Raw genomic sequence first — 1607 nt, forward strand, 5'->3', positions numbered from 1 at the left:
GCGAACTCGCAGATCAACAGAGAGAGCTTTTGACATATCTGCCGACCTCCATCGGCAGATAGTTTGAATCAGAACATCGCTGATTTGCAAAGACCCGAAGATTCATTCAGTCAGGGAACCGCTCTAAAGCAACGCTTTCAACCAAGGCTGAATCCGCGCATGAATTTTGATGGATGGGTCGTCAGCGTTACACCGACCATCGAATGACAATAGTCGAGATTTGCCGCCCCTCTCAACAATCGGCAATCGCCGGCATCAAGGGAGATGCCTGAAAGGCATAAACCTTTGCATTTTACGCTTCCCGGGGAAAACGGGAAAATTTTAGTCCCTTGATATATCTTCGTGCCGGCTCTTCCACCCACTTATAGACACAGCAAGACAAGGCGACGAGAACGACAGGCATCGCGATGCGCGAAGCGAAATTGTCTCCGAACAACACGTCGAAGACACCGTTCACCGACATCTGAAGGAGGTAGGCAGCATAGCTTGCGCCGCCAAGGAAAACCAGAAATGGATTTGAGAAGATCCGGAGAACCGGCCCCGTAGACAGCGCTGCAGCCACGATCAGAACAGCACAGGCAACCGGCATCAGTCGCGACGCCAAGGAACCTTCGGCCAGGATGACAGCAACGAGAGCCAATACACAGAAAAATAATCTGTCCATGCCCTTCAGCTCGCCGGCAATCGAAAGCCTGGAAACCAACAAAGCAGACAATACACCGAGCAAAAATTCGGGCAATCGAAATACCGGAAGGGGGATGAACCTAATCCAGCCGTCAAGCTGGATCCCAGGGTGAACAACAGCAACATCGGCGAAGATGATGACACCTGCCATACATGCGGCCAGGGTGCCGATTACAATCGTAGGCAGACGACTTATTTTTACGAAAAAGATCGCAAAAAACACGTAAAAGAACAGTTCGATGGAGAGCGTCCAACTCGGCATGTTCAAAGCTCCTCCGAGGTTGCTGGCGGGCAGCGTCCAGGACTGGAGCAAAAGCGGAGCAAATATGACAGACTCAGGCCAAACCGGATCCGTGAATGGAATCGACAAAGCAAGAGCCAGAATGTAGACGGGATAAATCCTTGCGAGCCGGGAGATGAAAAAATCATACCGCTGCTCACGCGCGCCCAATCTCCCATCGTAGGCAACAACCAAGATAAATCCTGACAACACGAAGAAAAAGCTTACACCGAGATATCCGTTTTTCAGCATCGACACGATGAAACCGGGAAGGCCGACGCGTTCCGCCGCTGAGGCGCCGAAATGGAAAAAAACAACAGCCATAGCGGCAAAAAAGCGCAGGCTCGTTAGTGGCTTGATCTCACCCTGGAATTTTTTCACGCCCAACGCATCCGTCAACCTGTCACTATTTATCCGATAGCATGGGCAGACAACATCATCAACGAAGATAAATGAACTCCATCACACCTCTGCAGTTCTGACCGCCCGAGGAAAACTTAATCTTACGCAGAGAATTAGGCCCTGTTGACAAAGTGGATTCCCAAATCAGCGGAAGCGTGATTCAAGACTACCTTTTAGGAGGCGGTTCTGGCTCGCGGCGACCTCACGGATATGGAATGGCGGATCATCGAGGGGTTATTGC

General features: G+C 51.0%; 1 protein-coding gene. It reads right to left on the reverse strand.

Annotation, left to right across the window (positions count from 1 at the left end; translation table 11 throughout):
• Positions 1 to 292 precede the first annotated feature (292 nt).
• Positions 293 to 1345, reverse strand: coding sequence for an acyltransferase family protein (locus KLP42_RS26510; RefSeq protein WP_215571155.1), 1053 nt, complete (start codon positions 1343 to 1345; stop codon positions 293 to 295).
• Positions 1346 to 1607: the final 262 nt, after the last annotated feature.

The organism is Rhizobium sp. CSW-27 (assembly GCF_018760785.1).
Taxonomy (GTDB): domain Bacteria; phylum Pseudomonadota; class Alphaproteobacteria; order Rhizobiales; family Rhizobiaceae; genus Neorhizobium.